The organism is Prevotella phocaeensis (genome assembly GCF_900065875.1).
In the GTDB taxonomy this organism is placed as follows: Bacteria; Bacteroidota; Bacteroidia; order Bacteroidales; family Bacteroidaceae; genus Prevotella; species Prevotella phocaeensis.
In genome coordinates this window covers 632,612-651,117 of record NZ_LT160626.1, presented here as the reverse complement: position 1 = coordinate 651,117, position 18,506 = coordinate 632,612, and the positions used below count along the sequence as shown (strand labels likewise).

The 18,506-nt window shown below is 46.0% G+C and carries 13 protein-coding genes; 9 read left to right on the top strand and 4 right to left on the bottom strand.

Annotation, left to right across the window (positions count from 1 at the left end):
* The first annotated feature begins 76 nt into the window (after positions 1-76).
* A complete protein-coding gene (locus BN3912_RS10765; protein WP_064972321.1) occupies positions 77-1,738 on the top strand; it encodes a nucleoside kinase in 1,662 nt (553 codons plus the stop codon).
* 33 nt (positions 1,739-1,771) lie between these two features.
* On the opposite strand, the gene miaB is transcribed toward BN3912_RS10765, so the two are convergent.
* The 4 genes from miaB to BN3912_RS10745 form a co-directional block, all read right to left on the bottom strand.
* Positions 1,772-3,076, bottom strand: a complete 1,305-nt coding sequence (miaB, locus tag BN3912_RS10760; RefSeq protein ID WP_023984001.1) for a tRNA (N6-isopentenyl adenosine(37)-C2)-methylthiotransferase MiaB — start codon at positions 3,074-3,076, stop codon at positions 1,772-1,774.
* A 444-nt stretch (positions 3,077-3,520) separates the two neighbouring features.
* Entirely contained in the window at positions 3,521-4,486 is a 966-nt protein-coding gene (locus BN3912_RS10755) for a phosphatase PAP2 family protein (protein WP_023984002.1), read from the bottom strand.
* Positions 4,487-4,525: 39 nt separating this feature from the next.
* Positions 4,526-5,527: an NAD-dependent epimerase/dehydratase family protein gene (locus BN3912_RS10750; protein ID WP_004369010.1), complete on the bottom strand. Its 1,002-nt coding sequence runs from the start codon at positions 5,525-5,527 to the stop codon at positions 4,526-4,528.
* On the bottom strand, positions 5,524-6,483 hold the full coding sequence (locus tag BN3912_RS10745) for a cation diffusion facilitator family transporter (RefSeq protein ID WP_036859503.1): 960 nt from the start codon (positions 6,481-6,483) through the stop codon (positions 5,524-5,526). Before BN3912_RS10745 ends, BN3912_RS10750 begins: the two co-directional genes overlap by 4 nt.
* Before the next feature lie 402 nt (positions 6,484-6,885).
* On the opposite strand from BN3912_RS10745, the gene rnr reads away from it, so the two are divergent.
* The 8 genes from rnr (at position 6,886) to BN3912_RS10705 (ending at position 18,503) form a co-directional block, all read left to right on the top strand.
* Entirely contained in the window at positions 6,886-9,081 is a 2,196-nt protein-coding gene (rnr, locus tag BN3912_RS10740) for a ribonuclease R (protein WP_023984004.1), read from the top strand.
* Positions 9,078-9,830 (top strand): MBL fold metallo-hydrolase, encoded by a 753-nt coding sequence (locus BN3912_RS10735; RefSeq protein ID WP_023984005.1) that lies wholly within the window; start codon positions 9,078-9,080, stop codon positions 9,828-9,830. The genes rnr and BN3912_RS10735 overlap by 4 nt, the downstream gene beginning before the upstream one ends.
* A gap of 53 nt (positions 9,831-9,883) precedes the next feature.
* The gene (locus BN3912_RS10730; RefSeq protein ID WP_023984006.1) at positions 9,884-11,269 is read left to right on the top strand and encodes a Gfo/Idh/MocA family protein; all 1,386 of its coding nucleotides are present in this window, start codon (positions 9,884-9,886) and stop codon (positions 11,267-11,269) included.
* A gap of 193 nt (positions 11,270-11,462) precedes the next feature.
* Positions 11,463-12,113, top strand: coding sequence for a PAQR family membrane homeostasis protein TrhA (trhA, locus tag BN3912_RS10725; RefSeq protein WP_023984007.1), 651 nt, complete (start codon positions 11,463-11,465; stop codon positions 12,111-12,113).
* Between the two features lie 747 nt (positions 12,114-12,860).
* On the top strand, positions 12,861-14,702 hold the full coding sequence (locus BN3912_RS10720) for an ABC transporter ATP-binding protein (RefSeq protein WP_004369020.1): 1,842 nt from the start codon (positions 12,861-12,863) through the stop codon (positions 14,700-14,702).
* 29 nt (positions 14,703-14,731) lie between these two features.
* Positions 14,732-16,705, top strand: coding sequence for an LTA synthase family protein (locus BN3912_RS10715; protein ID WP_023984009.1), 1,974 nt, complete (start codon positions 14,732-14,734; stop codon positions 16,703-16,705).
* A gap of 35 nt (positions 16,706-16,740) precedes the next feature.
* The gene (locus BN3912_RS10710) at positions 16,741-17,712 is read left to right on the top strand and encodes a lysophospholipid acyltransferase family protein (RefSeq protein WP_023984010.1); all 972 of its coding nucleotides are present in this window, start codon (positions 16,741-16,743) and stop codon (positions 17,710-17,712) included.
* Entirely contained in the window at positions 17,709-18,503 is a 795-nt protein-coding gene (locus tag BN3912_RS10705) for an alpha-1,2-fucosyltransferase (protein ID WP_023984011.1), read from the top strand. Before BN3912_RS10710 ends, BN3912_RS10705 begins: the two co-directional genes overlap by 4 nt.
* Positions 18,504-18,506: the final 3 nt, after the last annotated feature.

The window sequence follows — 18,506 nt, the reverse complement described above, 5'->3', positions numbered from 1 at the left end:
ATGATATGTGAATAGTATTTTTTTGGAACTTTGTCATATATTCAATAACTTTACATGCGCTAAATTTAATAGACAAATGAAACAATTTATACAAATATGTTGCAAAAATAATAAAAAAACTCAAGAAGTAGTTATAGGAAGTACACTTTATGATGTTTTTAACCAATTTCATTTAAAGATGCCTTTCGGACCGATATGTGCCAAGGTCAACAATAAAGTAGAGGGTATGCACTACCGTCTCTACCATAATAAAGATGTGGAATTTTTGGATATGACCAGCGGTTCAGGTTCGCGTAATTACACACGAACATTATTTTTTGTGCTCTGCAAAGCCGTACATGATCTTTTTCCACGTAGCGAAGTGGTGATCGATATCCCCGTTTCGAACGGTTATTACTGCAATCTATCGCTGGGACACCCCGTCGGTCTGCAAGACGTCGATGCCATTCGTGGACGCATGCAACAGATTATAGACGAAAAAATACCTATACGCAGGTTCGAAGTACGCACCGAAGAAGCGGTTAAGATGTTCGAGAAAAAAGGCGATGAAGCCAAGGCCAAGCTGCTCAGAAGTATCGGATCGCTCTACACCACGTACTATCAGATGGATGATTACGTAGATTATTACTACGGTTCATTGCTCACAAACACGAAAGATTTGTACCTTTTCGGTGTAGAAAAGTATTACGACGGCATTCTTCTACGTATCCCCTCACAGAAAAATCCGGAACAACTGGGCGAGCTGATCCGGCAAGATAAGATGTTCGAGATATTCAAGGAACACCACCGTTGGCAGCACATTCTTGGCATAAGTACCGTAGGCGATTTCAACGAAGCCGTAAAAGCGGGACACACAACCGACCTTATAAACGTGTCGGAAGCATTGCAAGAGAAGAAAATATCGCAAATTGCCGATGCTATTGCTAACCGCAAAGGCGTAAAGATGGTACTTATAGCCGGCCCATCCTCATCTGGTAAGACCACATTTTGTAAGCGTTTGTCCATCCAAATGCTCACTAATGGCATCAAACCCGTACAGATATCGCTCGATGATTACTTTGTCGACCGCGATAAAACGCCCAAAGACGAGAATGGAGAGTTAGATTACGAGAGTATTTACGCACTGAACATCCCACTTATCAACGAGCAATTTAATGCGCTCTTCAACGGAGAAGAGATAGAATTGCCTAAATATAACTTTCAAACAGGTATGAGCGAGAAGAGCGGAAAACGGCTTCATCTTGATGAAAACAACATACTTGTGGTGGAAGGAATACATGCCTTGAACCCCGAACTCACATCGCAAATACCGGCAGAGCAGAAGTTCAAAGTGTATATATCGGCACTGACAACCATCTTGCTCGACGATCATAACTACATACCCACAACAGATAACCGCCTTCTGCGCCGCATCATCCGCGATTACAAGTACAGGGGAGTCGACGCACAAGACACTATACACCGATGGCCTTCGGTACGTAACGGTGAAAACAAATGGATATTCCCCTATCAGGAGAATGCCGATGTGATGTTCAACACGGCAATGCTCTTCGAACTTGCGGTCATTAAGCAGCAGGCGGAACCACTTTTAGAGCTGGTACCCGAGAACTGTGAGGAGCATAGTGAGGCCTATCGTCTGCTCAAGTTCTTGAAATACATCTCTCCGATACCCAATAAAGCGCTGCCACCCACAAGCCTTATCCGTGAATTTTTAGGCGGCAGTTCGTTCAGATACTGATCTGTAAGGTTTATATATAAAATAGGTGAAGAATTAAACTTCCTCACCGAACAGTGTTGCAGAGGTACTTCCTGTAATTTTTACGCGCACTGTTTCGCCGATATGGCGGTTGCCTTTGTCGAACACCACCATCTTGTTCTGCTCCGTTCTGCCGCATAATTGACTGCGACTGCGCTTGCTGAACCCTTCTACAAGTACGTCGAATTCTTTTCCTTCATCATGTTTATTGGAGACGGCAGACAGCTCCGTCTGCAAATGAATAAGCTCATTAAGACGGCGCACTTTCTCTTCTTCGCTCACGTTATCGGGAAGATGCTTCGATGCGTATGTGCCCGGACGTTCCGAATACTTAAACATAAAAGCACTGTCATAACCTACTTCTTTCATTAGGGAGAGCGACTGCCGGTGGTCTTCCTCCGTCTCGCCGTGATAACCCACGAAAATATCCGTAGAGAGTCCGCAATCGGGAACAATCCTACGAATGGCCTGTACCCTATCCATATACCATTCGCGCGTATATTTCCGGTTCATCAGCTTCAACACTTTATTGCTCCCGCTCTGCACGGGCAGATGTATATGCTTGCAAACATTAGGCATATCGGCTATTACATGCAACGTTTCGTCGCTCATGTCCTTAGGATGAGAGGTGGTAAAGCGCACGCGCATGTCGGGTACAACTTCGGCTACACGGCGTAGAAGCTGCGGAAAACCGATATCGCCGAACCGATAAGAATTCACGTTCTGCCCGAGCAGCGTTACTTCTTTATAGTGCTTGTCGCGCAAATCGATAACTTCGCGCAAGATACTCTCTATATCTCTCGATCGTTCACGGCCTCTTGTATAGGGCACAATGCAGTAGTGACAGAAATTATCGCAGCCTCTCATAATGCTTACAAAGCCGCCTATCTTCCCCAATATCACGCGTTGAGGCACTACATCCTTATAAGTTTCGGTCTTGGAAAGTTCGATATCGATAGCTTTATTGCCCGTTTCGGCCTGCGCAATCATATCCGGAAGGTTCAAATAAGAGTCCGGTCCTGCCACCAGATCTGCATGGTGGTTCTCTATCAGGTCGTCTTTTACACGTTCGGCCATACACCCCAGCACACCGAGAATGAGCTCCCGCCCCTTTTTTCTCTCGGCATGAAGGGCATCAAGACGATTGTATATCTTGTTTTCGGCATTCTCTCGAACCGAACAGGTATTCAGAAATACGGCATCGGCCTCGCTTTCCGTATCGCATACATCATAGCCCGCCATCTTCATCACCGAAGCAACAACCTCGCTGTCGGCCACATTCATCTGGCATCCATACGTCTCAATATAGAGTTTCTTCATCTTCTTATTTTCATTGAGAGTGCAAAGTTACGCAAAAACACTGTAAAAATTGCAGCAATCTACAAGAATAACATTACCGACACACGATAATTCCTGTCACAATACACTATGGGAACTACGGAGGTTGACATTATGAACCACGGAGCTTGACACGATGAACCACGGAGGTTGACACGATGAACCACGGAGCTTGACACGATGAACCACGGAGGTTGACACGATGAACTACGGAGGTTGACACGATGAACCACGGAGGTTGACATTATGAACTACGGAGGTTGACTTCGAAAATGTTACAAATACACATACAAACAGAATGGGGAACAATGCGCAAAAGCAAAAGACAAACGGCCCGCACAAGCAATTTAAAGCATATATCCAACGGCAACAGACAGACCATCTATCGCAAATACATCTGCAATCTATCAGAGTAATATATGCACCCTACCGCTGCCATACGCGGTAAACACGCATGAAACCGAAGTAAAACAGCACCCCCGTTAACACCCCTGCAATGGCATCGATGGCATAGTGGGCCTGAATATACACCGTGGAGAAAAACAGCAGAACGTAAAACGGCAGCAACAGAAGCAGCAACTTACGGCTTCGGGCATGCCACGCAAGCAGCATGCACACCGTGGATATGCCTACATGAGAGCTGGGGAATGCCGCTGTAGGGCGCTCTCCGGCTGCCTTGGCACTCTCTACAAGGTTATAAAACAAGCCATTTGTATAGCCCGGACTGGGCAAGCAATCCTTGTGAATGTCGAAATAGTGGTGCAAGGCGGGGAATATACCGCCGGCAATCTTATCTGTTCCCACCGCTTTATAATAGAAAGTGGGGCCCGCAACGGGCAACAGATCGAAGATGACATAATAGGCGAAGAACGACGCCAATATCACAAAAGCGCACTGTTCGAAGTCCTTGTAGCGATAAAAGAAAAAGAAAAAGGCGACAAGCACTATCATCGGATAGTACGAAGCATAGCCCAAATCCATCAATTCGCTCACTATAGGCGAGGAAAACGCAGAGGCAAACACCAATGCAGGCTGGAAACCGAACAGCTGTTGTTCCCATTCGGCGAATATATAATCAAGGTTCGGGAATATTCGGTTAATCTCATACGTGTCGGGATACCACCATGCAAGCAGTCCAAGCTGCAGCAATACACGTGCAAGAAGCGTAATTTTGCAGGGCGCAAGCCTGTAAACAAGCCACACGGCTGCCGTCATTGCCACCGCCCTTATGCGCCCCCATACCATTTCTTCGGGATTGGCAAGTTTGGTATAAGTAAAAAACACAATTATCAGCGTAAATACCATATACGCCAACATCACCCATTCGAAGGCGAGAAGTCCGCGCTTCGGTTTCTTTTCTATCCTGAATAAATCTGCCAATAGATTAGCCATTTCGTAATTACCTTTATCCTGTAGCCGGCCGAAATACGCCTACAACCACCCGTTATCGCGATACCAACGGATGGTTTCTGCCACGCCTTGCTCCAAACTGTAGTGCGGATGATAGCCCAACTCGTCCATGGCGGGCTCGATATCGCACCGCCAGTTCCGCTGTTTCAGTATGTTATATTTATCCTTGTTGAGTGCCGTAATCTTGCCGGTGCATCTGCTTATGTACTCTCCTGCCCATGTAATGGTGCGCAATACCCACAGCGGAGCCTTGATACATATACGCCACGGGTGTCCTAACTCGTCGCGTATCAGGTTACTGAACGTACTCGAACGATACACATTTCCATCGCTTAAGAAGTATTTACGGCCACTCATGCCGCGGTCGAAGGCCAAAAACACGGCTTGCACCACATCTTTTACATAAACGAACGTAATGTCTTGCTGCCTGAACCCTACCGAAAAGTCGAGATGGTGTTTAATGCTTTCGGCCATCAGCAGGTAGTCTTTCTCCCTCGGACCGTACACCCCTGTGGGACGGAGCACGATATAAGGGAAATCGTTCCCTATGGAATCGAGATATTTCTCGGCCTCCAATTTGCTCTTTCCGTATGCCGTATTGGGCTTGGGCGTATCGTCTTCGCGTATCTCCCTATAAGGTTTGTTTTCGCATATCGCACCATATACGCTGAGCGAACTTATGTAAATGAACCGACGGATGGGCATTTCAAGATACAGAAGAGCCTCTACAAGGTTCTCCGTACCTTTGGTATTCACGTCGAAGAAATCTTCTTTATGCAGACATTTCGTTACGCCCGCCGCATGTACAACATAGTCGAATTGTTCGTGGGCAAGCTGTTCGATGAGCCTGTCACGCGAAGATAAGTCGAGTTCAATGAACCGGATGCGGCTGTCTTGCAGGTATATTTTAGAGCTGGACGGCCTTACGGCGGCCCATACCTCCATATCCCGTTTCAGCGCTTCTTCTACAATAAAGCTCCCGATAAAGCCGGTTGCACCGGTTACAAGTATCTTGGTTTTCATTTCTTACTTTCGTTCAACGTCGCTGCAGCCGCATCTTCAAAGGGATTTCGGTATTCTCCGTTCACCTTCGTAGGCTCTACATGCAGCCCTATATGCGTGCCCTTGCCAAATCTCTCCCTAAGTCTGCATTCAATATTCGTTGCATGTAAATGCGATTCATAGAGAGATATCGCCCCCGGCATGCGTATGTGCATCTCAATGGCAATATGGTTACCGATGCTACGTGTCATCAAATGGTGCATTTGGCTTACCTCCGGTTCGGCTTCTACAATCTCTTTAATCTCGTTCTCCACATCGTCCGGCAGACTTTTCTCCGTCAGTTCGCCCACCGATTTGCCTAATAATCGGTAAGCAGTTCGCACAATAAAGAAACTTACACATACCGCTGCAATCGGATCGAGTATGGCCCAATCGCTGCCGAGCAGTATGGCTCCGCCTATTCCGAGGGCCGTTCCTACAGACGAGAGGGCATCGCTACGGTGGTGCCATGCATTGGCTATCACGGCTTGCGAGCCTATCCGGCGCCCTTCGCTCATAGTGAAACGATAGGCCCATTCCTTGGATAATATGCTTATAACGGCCGCCAAGAAAGCTATCCACCCGGGTGAAGCGAGCTTATTGCCCTGCCATGTGTAGTATATTTTCTCTAAACCGTTGAGACAGATCATCACGCCGACACCGAAAAGTGCCACGCCTATCAAGGCCGTAGCTAAGGTTTCGTACTTTCCGTGACCGTAGTCGTGGTCTTTGTCTCGCGGTTTGTTGCTGATATGCACAAACACCAGCACTACAATGTCTGTCAGGAAATCCGACAAGGAGTGCACGGCATCGGCAATCATTGCCGCGGATGCTCCGAGAATGCCTGCCGTAAATTTGAACAAGAGCAGCACGATATTGATCAGGCTTCCCACTAACGTCACCCGAAAAATACGCTTCTTGCGCAAGTTGTCGTCCATTCTTTCACACATGTTTACCGCCGCAAAGTTAGTGTAATTCATGGGATTGGCAAAATAAAAAGCCATTTTATTTCCGTTCCTCGCATCATGCGGCTGTTGCATTTCCGGTCTCTTTTCGCACCGCATCGTATGTAATGCGAAGATAAGAAATAACTCTGTCGCCGATACGCCTACGGTCTAAGCCGCATAAAATATCCGTTTAAACGGTTTAGGTGTATCATCTGTCCGCTTTAGAGAACCTGTCTAAGTCCCCCATCTCCAAAAACTCTCGCTATCGCCCTTACCATACATCCTTCTTTTCTGTCCGCCCCTCTCTTTCCGAAAATGCAAAATATTTGTAACAAAAGGGCCGATTGTCGAATATATTTTGTTAATTTGCCACTGTAAATTAAATATGTTATTATGGGAAAAGGACACAAAGGCGGCAAACGCATGTCGAAGAAACAACTATCGGAGAGGCTCGAGAGCTTCTTTACTTCGCAACCCGACAAGACTTTTTCGTTCAAAGAAATCTTTCGAACACTACATTTAGATACGCATCCCCTTAAAATGCTCGCCATTGATACGATGGAAGAAATGGCATGGGACGACTTCCTGACGAAAGTAACCGACACTTCATACCGCCTCAACCAAAAAGGGCAGGTGCAGGAGGGCACATTCCTACGCAAGTCGAACGGCAAAAACTCGTTCATTCCCGATGGGGGCGGCACGCCTATCTTCGTATCCGAACGCAATTCAATGTATGCTCTAAACGGCGATCATGTACGGGTTTCTTTCATGGCACGGCGCCAGAAGCACATCAAGGAGGCGCAGGTAATCGAGATATTGGAGCGGAAACGCGATACTTTCGTGGGCAAATTACGCGTGGAGAAAGATATTGCATTCCTCGTAACACCCCAAGAAATCTATGTTCACGATATCATTATTCCCAAGAATAAGCTAAAAGGAGGTAAAACAGACGACAAGGCTGTGGTTAAAATATCGCAATGGCCCGACGACAGACATAAGAACATCGTGGGCTATGTGGTAGATGTACTCGGCGCGAGCGGTGATAACGATGTAGAAATGAACACCATCTTGGCACAGTATAACTTGCCCTATAGGTATCCGAAGGCCGTTGAAGAGGCGGCAGAGCATATATCCGGCGAAATTACGGAGCACGACTTGCAGGAACGGGAGGACTTCCGTGGCACATGGACATGCACAATAGATCCGCATGATGCCAAGGATTTCGACGATGCCCTGTCCATCAAGCAGCTCGACAAGAGCCTTTGGCAGGTGGGAGTACATATAGCCGACGTGTCTCACTACGTTACCGAAGGCTCCATCATCGATAAAGAAGCCATGAAACGTGCCACCTCTGTCTACCTCGTAGACCGCACTATTCCCATGTTGCCCGAACGTCTGTGTAACTTTATTTGTTCGCTTCGGCCCAACGAGGATAAACTCTGTTACAGCGTGATATTCAATCTTGACGATGAAGCCGATATAAAGAGCTGCCGTATAGTGCACACCGTTATCCGAAGTAAGCGCCGTTATGCCTACGAAGAAGTCCAACAACTGCTCGAAGACAATGGGGTTATCGACGGTACAGGGCAGCCCGCGCCGCCTGAACCCAAGGGTGGATACAAGGGAGAATATGCCCGCGAGATTATTACACTCGACAGATTGGCCAAGAAGTTGCGCTCGCGACGCTTCAAAAACGGTGCGGTGAAGTTCGATTCAGAGGAACTCCATTTCGACGTGGACGATAAAGGAAAGCCCACACGTTGCTATTTCAAACGCTCGAAAGACGCGAATAAGCTCATCGAAGAGTTCATGTTACTGGCCAATAAGACCGTTGCAGAGAGCGTAGGCAAGGTAAAGAAGGGTAAAAAAGCCAAGACCTTGCCTTATCGTGTGCACGATAATCCCGATCCGCAAAAGCTGGAAACGCTCCGTGAGTTTATCGTCAAATTCGGTTACAAGCTGAAAACAGCCGGCACAAAAGGCCAAACGGCGCGCTCGCTCAATAAACTTATGGACGATAGCGAGGGCAAGAACGAGCAGAAACTCATTCAGACGATCGCCTTGCGTGCCATGATGAAGGCAAAATACAGCACGCACAATATCGGGCACTTCGGCCTTGCATTCGATTATTATACCCACTTTACCAGTCCTATCCGTCGCTATCCCGACACATTGGTGCACCGTTTGCTTACGCGATATGCCGAAGGTGGCAGAAGCGCCAATGCCAAATATTACGAAGAGTTGTGCGAACATTGCTCGGAAATGGAACAGGTTGCGCAGAATGCAGAGCGCGACTCTATCAAATACAAGATGGTTGAATTCATGGGAGATCGACTTGGAGAGGAGTTCGATGCCCATATCAGCGGCATTACAAGTTACGGTATCTATTGCGAGATAGACGAAAATCATTGCGAAGGCATGGTACCTATGCGCGATCTTGATGATGACTATTACGATTTCGATGAGCGTAATTACTGCTTGGTAGGCCGGCGCAGGCACCATAAATACCAACTCGGCGATGCCATCCGCATACAAGTAGCCAAGGCAAATCTTGAGAAGAAGCAGCTCGACTTTACCATTGTGGAATGAAACAGCTTATTTGCATCGCAGCTTGTCTGACGGTCTTGGTCTTGAATACAGACTCCTGCTCTTCGAAAGAGGCACAGGAGGGCATCGACATATATACCCTTCCCAATGGCAAGAAACTTGTGGTAACGCCGATAAAGCATGCCAGTTTGCAACTTAATTACGACGGATGGGAGTTCGAAATCGATCCCGTAAGCAGCGCGGTGCGCCCGATCATCGACTACACCGATAAGCCCAAGGCCGATTTCATCCTCGTTACGCACGAACATTACGACCACTTCGACATGAACGCCATCCATCTCTTGACCAAAAACAGCACCAACCTGTTGCTTAATCAGCGGTGCTTCGACCGTTACAAGAAGGGCATTGTGATACGCAATGGGGAGAAAGCAGAGCTGACAGACAGTATCACTCTCTATGCCGTACCGGCCTACAACCGCTTGAAAAACCGTGCCGAACTTCACCCGAAAGGACGCGATAACGGTTACATACTCGATTTGGAAAGCTATCGTATCTATATTGCAGGCTCCACAGAGTTCGTTCCGGAGATGAAAGACATCAAGGATATCGACATCGCTTTTATGCCCTGCGACAAATACAAGACCATGACATTGGCGCAATTTCGCAAAGCAGCGAAGACAATACGCCCGAAAATTCTCTATCCCTACCATATGCACACCACCGATCCCAAGCAAATACTCAAGGTAACCAGCGGTCTCGGCATCGACGTGAGGATAAGAGACCTAAGATAATCGCACGGCCTTCTATGAACAAATACATTTTTTAATCTCATAATAATTATAACATGAAACGAACAACATTACTATTTAGTCTTATTTTCTGCATAACCTGTTCGGTTTATGCACAAGTTATCAAACCGATAAAAACCGATGTACCGGCACGACCTGCAGGACAAACCGACGTTATACAGCTCACCTCGCCCAAAATGAACGTAGTAAGAGTAGGCTTTGTAGGTTTGGGTATGCGCGGCCCGGGCGCTGTAGATCGCTGGTGCCATATACCGGGAACTGAAATAAAAGCACTGTGCGACGTTGAAGCTGACCGCGTAGAGCAGGCGCAGAAGATACTCGAACGCAACGGGCGAAAGCGTGCTACGGCTTATAGCGGCAGCACCGAAGCTTATAAAAAGATGTGTGAACGCAAAGATATAGATATTATTTACATTATTACAGATTGGGTGCATCACGTGCCGATTGCACTCTACGCCATGAACCACGGCAAACACGTAGCCATAGAAGTACCGGCTGCCACCAACATGCACGACATCTGGGCGCTGATAAACACCTCTGAACGTACGCGAAAGCATTGTATCATGCTCGAAAACTGTGTGTACGATTTCTTCGAACTCGCCGCTCTGAACATGGCACAGCAAGGACTTTTCGGCGAAGTGCTGCACGTAGAAGGCTCCTATTTGCATAACCTTGACGATTATTGGGATATGTATTGGGACAATTGGCGCTTGGACTTTAACCGAAAGAACCGCGGTGATGTGTACCCGACTCATGGGATCGGGCCAGATTGTCAGGTACTCAACATTCATCGCGGCGACCGTATGAAATACCTTGTGGCCATGGATACCAAAGCTGTAAACGGCCCCAAACACGTTCAGAAGTCCACCGGCAAGCCTTGTAACGACTTCCAAAACGGCGATCAAACATCGACTATGATTAGAACAGAGAACGGAAAGACCATACTTATACAACATAATGTGATGACGCCCCGCCCGTATAGCCGCATGTACCAGATAGTAGGAACCGACGGTTATGCCAGTAAATATCCCATAGAGGAACTGTGTTTCCGCACTGAACAGCTGAATAGCAGCGGAACAGCAAACTATCAAGACCTGAATGCACACGCTGCAGTGCCGGAAAAGGTAAGGAACGAGCTGCTTAACAAGTACACTCCGTCCTTCGTAAAGGAGCTCGAAGCCACTGCAAAGCAGGTTGGAGGGCACGGAGGAATGGATTATATCATGGACTACCGACTGGTGTATTGCCTGCATAACGGCCTTCCGTTAGACATGGATGTCTATGACATGGCCGAATGGTGCTGCCTTGGCGAGCTTACCCGTATTTCCTTGGAGAACAATTCGGCACCTGTAGCTATACCGGATTTTACCCGTGGTGCATGGAACCGCGTCAAAGGTTTCAGTTATCAGTTCGCCAAATAGCAACCGAAGCAATAATATATCACCGGAAATCAAAATATTCAATCGGGATATATCTATCCGCAATATCCTGTTCACCGTCTTTATCAGGAATATGCATCACAACAAAATCAAAATAAAATAAGACGAACGGCTTTTATCATCACGACATTAATAATGCTTACAACAAATATATCGGCACAATAGCCTCCTAAGAATGAAGATACACTTCTCGCATAAAGAAGAGTTATGGAACTCGTGGTCGCACGCCGGAGGTATTGCCTTGGGCGTAGTGTTCGGCACTATATTCCTCGTATGGTGCGCACGCAGGGGTAACGGATGGGCCACTGCAGCAGTTATTCTCTACCTTTTCGGCATGATATGTTCGTATGCGGCTTCTACCATTTACCATGCCTTGTCTGCCTATTCCAAATGGAAAGAGCGGCTGCGCAAGTGGGATCATGCCGCTATTTACTGGCATATTGCCGGCTCTTATTCGCCTATAACGCTCATAGCCCTGCGAAACGAGGGCTATTGGGGGTGGAGTCTTTTCATCTTTGTGTGGCTTTGTGCAGTGGTAGGCACTGTGTCCAGCTTCCGTAAACTGAAAGATCACAGCAACATAGAGACATTCTGTTTCATCGGCATGGGCCTTAGCGTGCTGATAGCTTTTAAACCTTTGATCGATAGCCTGTCTACCGCGGCCTTCGTGTGGATAGTTGCAGAGGGCGTGGCTTATATTACCGGTGCCGTTTTCTATAGCCTCAACAAACGGCGATACATGCATACGGTGTTCCATTTCTTCGTGCTTATGGGCTCTGTATGCCATATCATCGCCGTATGGGATATACTGATGGAGTGGCTATAGGGCCCGAGGACTTTCCTTCCCCCCTCTTCCGGAGGGGGGAAGAGATGAGGGATGAAAGAATAAGGATGAGGGTTTGATGGCCATGCTGCAGCGGATTAACTTGTTTAAGCACTTCAAATAATTTCGTAAAATAGGTTGCACGTCTTTTACACACTGAAAATCTGACGTTTAATCGTATTTCCAAGATTAAAAATACACGGGCGTTATATTCTGCATAAACAATCTGTTTATCCTTGTTAAATGCACAATTTGTCATCGATAAAGATGCCGTTTATCACCGGCAGATAATAAATGCACTTTTAAAAAAATAGCGATATATATCGCATTTCAAAAGAACACAAGCAAGCCAAATCTCCATGATACGGTAATTAAACCCATTACTATTCATCCATTCTTTATTCAAATATAAGCTAAATACATACGGCACATAATACTCAAGATTTAACTCTGCTTCTATTGGAGAAGCGGAAAAATGATAATCTTTTCATCGTTCATTATTTATATATTCACCCTTTTTCGAGCCCTTTTCTGCCGAAGAGGCGAAGAAAAAGGTACATATACGTCTGCAATACCTTACACACAGAACTCTTTTCTATAAACTCTTCTTTTACAAACTTATATGCCAAGCAATAACATAAAAAAGTGTTTATTTATTTTGTGTTATATTCTATTTACGTTACCTTTGCAGGAAGACAAACTGAAAACCAATAATTTAAAGGTTCGTGTATTCTGTTTTTTAGCATCAGTATGAAGGAATTTCTACAAGTGTTGCGCCGTTTTGTGCCGCCATACAAGAAATATTTAGTGCTTTCGGTTATATTCAATATCCTTTCGGCAGTATTGAATATCTTCTCGTTTGCCACATTGATCCCCATTCTCAACATACTTTTCCAGACCGAGGAAGCCCAAAAGGCCGTGACATTCATGCCGTGGAGCAGCATCGATTCGATGGAAGACCTGACCGAGGTGGTAACAAATAATTTTAATTATTATGTGTACGAACTTATTACATCGGTAGGGCCTACCACTTCGCTGCTCATTATAGGACTGACACTCGCCTTTATGACCATGCTTAAAACGGGGGCCTACTTCCTTTCTTCGGCATCGATCATACCGATACGCACAGGCGTGGTGCGTGATATTCGCAACCAACTCTATCAGAAAATAAACTCTCTGTCGCTGGGATTCTTCTCTGAAGAGCGCAAAGGAGATATCATTGCGCGCATGAGCGGGGACGTTCAAGAGATAGAAAACTCCATTATGGCATCGCTCGATATGCTGTTTAAGAACCCTATCCTTATCATAGCCTACTTTACAACATTGGTTGTAGTGTCGTGGCAGCTTACGCTTTTCACGATTGTCTTCGTGCCCCTCTTCGGATGGTTCATGGGTTATGTGGGACGAAAGCTCAAGCAGAACTCCATTAAGGCGCAGGCCTTGTGGAGCGACACCATGAGCCAAGTGGAAGAAACCCTTGGAGGCTTGCGCATTATCAAGGCATTCTGCGCCGAAGAGAAGATGAATGCACGGTTCGATAAAATAAACAGTGCCTATCGTAACGATATCATACGTGTGAACATAAGGCAGCAACTGGCCCACCCGATGAGCGAGTTTCTCGGCACTGTAATGATCGTTATCGTGCTTTGGTTCGGCGGTGTACTGGTATTGAAAAACCAAGTTTTGCAAGGTCCTACGTTCATCTTCTACCTCGTAATGCTCTATTCGATCATCAATCCCCTTAAAGAATTCTCGAAAGCAGGGTATAACATTCCCAAAGGGTTGGCCTCTATGGAGCGCGTAGACAGGATACTAAAGGCCGAAGTAGCTATCAAAGAGGCCGACAACCCCGTACACATAAAGAGTTTCGAACGCGAAATAGAGTTCCGAAATGTATCGTTCAAGTACGCCGACCAATGGGTATTGCGCAACATCAACCTCAAGATACGCAAGGGAGAAAACGTGGCTATCGTCGGTCAAAGCGGCTCGGGCAAGTCTACATTGGTAGATTTAATACCGCGATACTACGATGTACAGGAAGGAGAAGTGCTGATCGACGGCATCAACGTAAAGGACTTGGGCGTACACGACTTGCGCCAACTCATAGGAAATGTCAATCAAGAAGCCATACTCTTTAACGATACGTTCTACAACAATATCACCTTCGGCGTAGACAATGCCTCTCGCGAGGAGGTAGAGCAGGCAGCCCGTATCGCCAATGCCTATGATTTCATCATGGAATCGGAACACGGATTCGACACGAACATAGGCGATCGCGGAAACAGGCTGTCGGGCGGCCAGCGACAGCGCGTAAGCATAGCCCGCGCAATTCTCAAAAATCCGCCGATATTGATACTTGATGAGGCTACCAGTGCACTCGACACGGAGAGTGAAAGGCTGGTTCAAGATGCCTTAGAGAAGCTCATGAATACCCGTACCACCGTGGCCATCGCCCATCGGTTGTCTACGATAAAAAACTCCGATGAGATATGTGTGCTCCACGAAGGACGCATCGTGGAACGCGGCACCCACGAAGAATTACTGCAAACCGATGGTTATTACAAGAAACTGAACGATATGCAATCGCTATAAATCAACACTTAAACAGATACACCAAGGTTATGAAGAAGAATAAAATAAATATTCTCGATACCCCGTTCGCGCCGTTTATCGCACTTATCATCAACCTGTTCATTGCTTTTGCATTGTACATAATAGCGCGAATTGAGTTTCTATTGGAAAATTACAGCTACTTTAGCACCGACATGTCTATCGGACATCTGCTGAAGTTGTTCGGAGGAGGCTATATGTTCGACCGTTCAGCGATCGTATATACCAACAGTCTCTACATTGTAATGATGCTCTTCCCGTTATGGTTGAAAGAAACACCTGCATATCATAAGATTTGCAAGTGGGTATTCGTGGTGGTTAATTCTATTACATTGGTTATCAATCTCTGCGACTCGGTATATTTTCCCTATACGTTGCGCCGCACTACGACAAGTGTATTTAGCGAATTTAAGAACGAAAACAATCTCGCAGACGTGTTCTGGGGCGAACTTATCGTTCATTGGTACTTGGTATTGCTCGCTGCGATCCTCATTTTCCTTATGTGGAAGTTATATGTAACGCCCAAAGTGCGCAGCTCTCTCTTTCACACCGCTAAGCAACGTATCTTGTACAGCGTGCTGCTTTTTGTACTGCTTGCTGCCATTACCCCGCTCGGAGTGGGAGCCTGCCGCGGCGGACTGGGTACAGGAATACGTCCGATTACCATCAGTAATGCAAATCAATATGCAGACCGTCCCACAGAGTGTGCCTTGGTACTGAATACGCCTTTTGCCCTTATACGTACCATAGGCAAGGATGTGTTTACCGTACCCGACTATTATAAGAGCGAAAAAGAGCTGTCTTCTGTCTTTACGCCTATACATCATCCCAAACCCACACATGCTTTTAAGAAGAAAAACGTAGTGGTTTTGATTGTCGAGAGCTTCGGACGTGAGTATATAGGAGCGCTGAATAAGGAACTCGAAGGCGGAAAATACAAAGGCTATACGCCGAATGTAGACAAGCTGATCAGCCAAAGTGCCACCTACAAATATTCTTACTGCAACGGTCGGAAGAGCATCGACGGCATGCCATCCGTACTGTGCGGCATACCTATGTTCGTAGAACCATTCGTATTGACGCCGCAATCGATGAACACATATACCAGTATGGCGGGCATACTTGCTAAGGAAGGTTATCATACAGCATTCTTCCATGGAGCCAATCGTGGCAGTATGGGATTTCTTGCCTTTGCCAACAAGACTGGTTTTCAGCAATATTACGGGCGACAAGACTACGACGCAGATCCGCGATTTGGCGGAGACGACGACTTCGACGGGCATTGGGGAATATGGGATGAGCCCTTCTTACAATATTATTGTACTAAGATGAGCGAAATGAAACAGCCGTTTATGACCGCTGTATTTACAGTTACTTCCCATACACCTTATATTATTCCCGATAAATATAAGGATGTATTCCCCGAAGAAGGCATTATAATGCACAAATGTATACGGTATACCGACATGGCCATAGGCAAATTCTTCGAGAAGGCAGCCCTTCAACCGTGGTTCAAGAACACTATATTCGTGTTGACAAGTGATCATACCAACCTTAGCGACCACGCACAATACCAAACAGACATAGGAGGATTTTGCTCACCCATCGTTATTTTCGATCCGAGTGGTGAGGTTAAAGCAGGTATGCGCAACGGTATAGCCCAACAAATAGATATTCTACCGACGGTACTCAGTATTCTCGGCTACGGAAAACCGTTCCTTTCTTTCGGTTGCGACCTCATGACGACACCGATGGAAGAGACATATGCCGTGAATTATCTTAACGGAATATACCAGTATGTGAAGTATGGATACGTGCTACAATTCGATGGTAAGAAGACCAAAGCTGTCTATTCGCTGAAAGATTTGCTGATGAAACACGACTTAAAAGGCAAAGTCAAGGAGCAAGCACAGATGGAAAAGGAGGTCAAGGCCATTATTCAACAGTACATGTACCGCATGGTCAACGATAAACTAATGCCCTGACATCAGGGATAAAGCATCTTCATATCCGCAACAGCATGAAAGTATTATACAGTCTTTTGTTCGGTATTTGGTATCTGTTATCACTATTTCCTCTTCGAATACTCTATATCTTTTCAGATATATTGTACTTGATAGTCTGCTATATCGTGCGCTATAGGCATCGTATTATTTGGAAAAATCTCTGTGAATCGCTCCCTGAAAAGCCGGAAAAAGAATTGCGTAAGATTGAAAAAGGGTTCTACCACTGGTTCTGTGACTACATTGTAGAGACGATAAAACTAATGACTATGAGTTCCAAACAACTGAAAAAGCACATTATCTTTACGGGAACGGAACAAATAGACCGCTATGTAGAGCAAGAACTTTCGTGTGCTATCTATCTTGGACATTATGGCGAGTGGGAATGGATCACCTCTTTACCCCTATGGATCGGCAAAAAAGCGCAATGTATGCAGATATATCATCCACTTGAGAATAAGCATTTCGACAATTTATTTAAATATGTAAGGGAGCGACAAGGGGCACTTTGCGTGCCTATGGCAGAGACCTTACGCCGCGTGGTGGCCTATCAACAGAAGAAACAGCCCATTGTTATGGGTTATATATCCGATCAAGTACCCTTCTGGAACAACATCCACCACTGGTACAACTTCCTTCATCACGACACACCTGTATTGACCGGAAGCGAAAAAGTTATAAAAGTAGCCAATCAAGTTACTTTTTATGGCGACGTATCTCGTATAAAACGCGGTTATTACCGCTGCGAAATACGGCTGTTGACAGACAATCCGAAATCAGTACCCGACTATGGCATCACCGACATGTATTTCGAAGAACTCGAGAAGACCATTCGCCGAGATCCATCACTTTACCTATGGAGCCACAACAGATGGAAACGTACGCACGAAGAATATAACATGCGTTACGACAAGACCACGGGAAGAGTTGACTTAGGCAGTCTTGAAGAAATCGAAAAAAGGAAAAAACATCAAGCACACACCACATGATTTTAGTAAAAGGATACGGTCAGATGTGCAACAACATCCTACAGTTTGCTCATCTATATGCATTCGGTAGGGAATACGGAATAAAGGTTATTTCGATGCGTTTTTCCTATAAATTCCGCTACTTTGCCGTATGTAAGAAATGGTATCATAACCCATTGACGTATTTTATAGGAAAGCTGCTGGTGTCAGCTCATGTGATCGACTGCATTACAGAAGACAACACGCCGGCCATAGACCGCCGACTACGCGAAACGAAACTGATAGCTTGCAGTGCTTGGGGATGCAGATATCCGGCTTTATTCCAAAAATATCGCGAAGAAATCAGGCAACTTTTCGAAATTAAACCGACAATCAAAGAGAAAATAAGCATAAAGATGGCGGCCCATCCACATGCGGACATCAGTCTCGGACTGCACATCCGTCGAGGTGATTACCGCTATTGGCAGGGAGGAAAATACTTCTTCGACGACAATGTATATCACAAAATCATCAAACAGTTCTGCGCCCTGCATACCGGAAAAACAATCAACATCTATATTTGTACCAACGATCAAAAACTCAATATCGACGATTTCAGAGCCATTCATCCCACAACTTACCTCTCTAACGGCAGCGGAATAGAAGATTTGCAGCTACTTGCATCGTGCGATTATATAATAGGTGTGAAGAGCACTTTCTCGCTTTGGGCCTCCTTTTACAATAATGTACCCCTCTATTGGATTATGGATAAGGACGCTCCATTGACAATTGGCGCATTTACACACTTCAATAATGTCTACACTTCCGTATAAACT

Bases quoted from the DNA above. Each gene is read 5' to 3' on its own strand.
- BN3912_RS10765 (WP_064972321.1), top strand. From the start codon at position 77: ATGAAACAATTTATACAAATATGTTGCAAAAATAATAAAAAAACTCAA.
- miaB (WP_023984001.1), bottom strand. From the start codon at position 3,076: ATGAAGAAACTCTATATTGAGACGTATGGATGCCAGATGAATGTGGCC.
- BN3912_RS10720 (WP_004369020.1), top strand. From the start codon at position 12,861: ATGAAGGAATTTCTACAAGTGTTGCGCCGTTTTGTGCCGCCATACAAG.
- rnr (WP_023984004.1), top strand. From the start codon at position 6,886: ATGGGAAAAGGACACAAAGGCGGCAAACGCATGTCGAAGAAACAACTA.
- BN3912_RS10705 (WP_023984011.1), top strand. From the start codon at position 17,709: ATGATTTTAGTAAAAGGATACGGTCAGATGTGCAACAACATCCTACAG.
- BN3912_RS10730 (WP_023984006.1), top strand. From the start codon at position 9,884: ATGAAACGAACAACATTACTATTTAGTCTTATTTTCTGCATAACCTGT.
- BN3912_RS10715 (WP_023984009.1), top strand. From the start codon at position 14,732: ATGAAGAAGAATAAAATAAATATTCTCGATACCCCGTTCGCGCCGTTT.
- BN3912_RS10745 (WP_036859503.1), bottom strand. From the start codon at position 6,483: ATGGACGACAACTTGCGCAAGAAGCGTATTTTTCGGGTGACGTTAGTG.
- trhA (WP_023984007.1), top strand. From the start codon at position 11,463: ATGAAGATACACTTCTCGCATAAAGAAGAGTTATGGAACTCGTGGTCG.
- BN3912_RS10750 (WP_004369010.1), bottom strand. From the start codon at position 5,527: ATGAAAACCAAGATACTTGTAACCGGTGCAACCGGCTTTATCGGGAGC.
- BN3912_RS10755 (WP_023984002.1), bottom strand. From the start codon at position 4,486: ATGGCTAATCTATTGGCAGATTTATTCAGGATAGAAAAGAAACCGAAG.
- BN3912_RS10735 (WP_023984005.1), top strand. From the start codon at position 9,078: ATGAAACAGCTTATTTGCATCGCAGCTTGTCTGACGGTCTTGGTCTTG.
- BN3912_RS10710 (WP_023984010.1), top strand. From the start codon at position 16,741: ATGAAAGTATTATACAGTCTTTTGTTCGGTATTTGGTATCTGTTATCA.